3 protein-coding genes are annotated in these 3,005 nt (G+C 47.0%); all 3 read right to left on the bottom strand.

The window, feature by feature from the left end:
- Positions 1-124 precede the first annotated feature (124 nt).
- Entirely contained in the window at positions 125-1,546 is a 1,422-nt protein-coding gene (locus HRU21_12435; GenBank protein ID NRA43097.1) for a hypothetical protein, read from the bottom strand.
- A 539-nt stretch (positions 1,547-2,085) separates the two neighbouring features.
- Positions 2,086-2,289, bottom strand: a complete 204-nt coding sequence (locus HRU21_12430; protein ID NRA43096.1) for a DUF4177 domain-containing protein — start codon at positions 2,287-2,289, stop codon at positions 2,086-2,088.
- Positions 2,290-2,504: 215 nt separating this feature from the next.
- Positions 2,505-2,936: a hypothetical protein gene (locus HRU21_12425; protein ID NRA43095.1), complete on the bottom strand. Its 432-nt coding sequence runs from the start codon at positions 2,934-2,936 to the stop codon at positions 2,505-2,507.
- Between the last annotated feature and the right edge of the window lie 69 nt (positions 2,937-3,005).

Genomic DNA, 3,005 nt, shown 5'->3' with positions numbered 1-3,005 from the left:
TTTCACCCTCAAATTTTTCTAGTGTTGGTATGCCTACATGATTAAATTTCATTGGAATTCTTTTTAAATCTGAGTGATAGCTAAGGGGCCATAAGCGGACGTTTCCACCGGAGATCAATGCCCACTACGCCTTACCACTCAGGTTAGCCAAGGCTCTGGCTTCATCCACGATTATCGCAGGGTAACCGACTCGCTCCATGAGCTTAATGGCGTTACGTTCGGAATTCAGTCCGGCTTTCAGTTTGAAGTCGAATGGTCGCTCTACGTCGCCGGTTTCCGCAAAGTGCCAAAGCTGGTACGAGTCGTTTAGTAATTCGGAAAGCTCGACATCATGTGTTGTCACCAGGCAGACGCTTTGGCTAGAAAGCTGACGGAGTACTGCAGAGGAGGATGCAATTCGCTCCACGGTGTTCGTTCCCCTGTAAATTTCGTCGATTAGAAAAATTGAGGCCGAATCAGACTTGAATGAGGCCTCTAGAATTTCCTTGAGACGCAAAAGCTCGGCCATATACAAACTAGTGCTTTCCGACATTACATCTGTTCTGTTTATTGATGTCATTACCTCGCCCGCGGGCAAGACAGCTGATTTTGCATGGCAGAAGAACAGAGATCTACCAAGAACAAAGTTCACACCTATGGTCCGGAGAAGCGTGCTCTTACCAGACATATTTGAACCCGTGAGGAGTGCCGACTTGGACGATAATGACAGGCTATTCGGCACACACTTCTCGATCAGCGGGTGCACACAAGCTTCGAACTCCAAGGTCGGCCTGGTAGTGATCGATGGCCTGCAGTAGCTGGTGTTTTTTAGGTATCTAGCGACACTAATATAAGCATCCGATTTACCGACCATATGCAGGCAGGATGCAAGTAGCGGAATGCGTTTCTGGATGTATCCCCGAAATATGCAATATAGCAAGGCGTCATAATTGAAAAACAGATTCAACAGATAAGCTGCGTTGCTCACCATTAGATTAGGGTGACCTTGATTCAACGAGAGGGCAAACAGTTTCCTCCTCATCGCCGTAATATCGGACAACTCAGGGAGCGCGGTCTCGCTATCAAGGTATTTCTTATTGCCCAGCGCTTCACGAAGAATCTTCGCTCCCGATACGAGTTGCAAGACATGGTAAAGATCGCTGTTATCACTCTCTACCAGTTGCTCGAATAGCCGGGACGCAATGAAGTTAATTAGGATCAATATCAGAGTAATGCCAAACAGCGCCTTTACGCCAAAAGCCATACCAATAGAGAGCCCAATGATTGGGAGAAGTGACCAGCCATACACGTAACGTTTATTGATCTCGACAAGAGCTCTCCTCTCTAGCAGCAAGCGGGTGAGAGGAGATACCAGTACATTTTTCAGCGATATTAGAGCCGCATGGTATCTCTCATCGCCCTCTGCTGAATCACCGAGGTTCTTTATGGCAGCCAGTCTGTTTTCTAGTGTGCCTGTCTCGGCAACGCTAGACCTCATCAATCCATAAAGATACTGGCTCCCTATGAGGCTAGTGGTGCGATCGAGCTTACGAAAGACGTCATCCATACACAGATCACTCCAGGTCACGTCATCGATTCTCTTACCTGGGAATACCTGGGGTGCAATACGACTCAATCTCGATATCACTCGAAAGTCATAATGCCTGCGATTCTTGGTGGCCCAATGTTCCTGCCACGGGAAAAGACTATCTAGACTCAGAAAGTCGATAAAGCGAGTGTATATGCGCTTCATAATGCCTCTGTCATCTCTATACGAGCTCGTTCAGACCTCTGATATCTGACTACAGATGATCGTTTCCTTGATACTAATGGGCATAGCTTGTATCGCGCCATTAACCGTGACGTCCAAGCTAACATTTGGTCGGGCATCTGATACAAAAGAAAGGAATTTCTACCTCGCGTATCTTAATGTGCAGGTCCCCGAACCAGATATAGAGCTCGATATCGAACATGGCCTTCCGTTGTCGTTACGGCCAAATACAGCCGCTTAGCAATAAAGGCCGTTGCACGCGACCGTTTGGGCGCGGAGCAATAGGTAGAGGTAGATAGGGCCTGTCTGCTCTTGCTGGCTTGAACGAAATGACATTAGGTCGGCCGTTTGAATACTGCAGTAAAATCGTCCGCACCAGTAAAAGCAGGAGGAACAATGCTAACTAACTCCCAACCCTGGACACCTTGTTCGTTGAGTTTGTCAGTAAGATCTATTGGCTGTGGATTGCCTGAAAGAAATTGCCGTTTTCTGAACGTAATGGCTTTGTACTCCCAGTTTACTCTGTTGTCATTATTCATGGCCTTTCATCTCGTGTTAGTGACACATAACAATAAAGAGTGTTGGCTAGATAATTGATTACTGCAATTGGTTTCCGTTAGAAGCGATGGGTAAGTTGCTAGAGGCTTTCGTTTTAGGCGATAGATTCCTGGCTGATCTTTCTTCGAGCAGTTAAGCATTTCTGCTAGGCAAAGCGGTAGAGGTGTACCGGCCGTACTCAGTTAAAGGTGGAGTTTCATGAAAGGATATTCTTGTTCTTTAAATGCCAGGAGTAGGCCACGATTGCTGTTGAGATCACGGCACTCAACAAGGCTCCCTCCACGGCTCCTGGTCCTACTGATTGCAGCTCCTCGATATAGTTATTTGCCGCTACCTCCCAGACAGTTGATGCGATACCCAGCAGAAATGCGAAAGTGAGCAAGGGCACAGCGATGACCTTGAGCCTGAATAAAAATATCGTACCGGCCAAATTTAGAACGGTCGTCAGCGCCATCAGCGCCCAATCTATGAATCCCAAATTGTCCACGTACTCCGATAACTCTGCCATTTCGCCCGCATTAGAGCTGAAAGCGAAATAGGAACCGATTGCCATGAAGGCAGCGGAGAACATCGTAAATAGGAAAATAACCCAGACAAACAGGGGCCGGTTAATTTCAGCTTGAGACACAGTCCTTGCTCCTGCTTATCTAATAGCTAGTGGGTTAGAGTTAATAAGCATCGAAAATCCTTTTCATTG

The organism is Pseudomonadales bacterium (assembly GCA_013215025.1).
Classification (GTDB): Bacteria; Pseudomonadota; Gammaproteobacteria; order Pseudomonadales; family DT-91; genus DT-91.
This window is presented reverse-complemented; position numbering and strand designations above follow the sequence as displayed.

Excerpts from the sequence above, each read along its gene's own strand:
- HRU21_12435 (NRA43097.1), bottom strand. The coding sequence starts at position 1,546 with ATGGATGACGTCTTTCGTAAGCTCGATCGCACCACTAGCCTCATAGGG.
- HRU21_12430 (NRA43096.1), bottom strand. The coding sequence starts at position 2,289 with ATGAATAATGACAACAGAGTAAACTGGGAGTACAAAGCCATTACGTTC.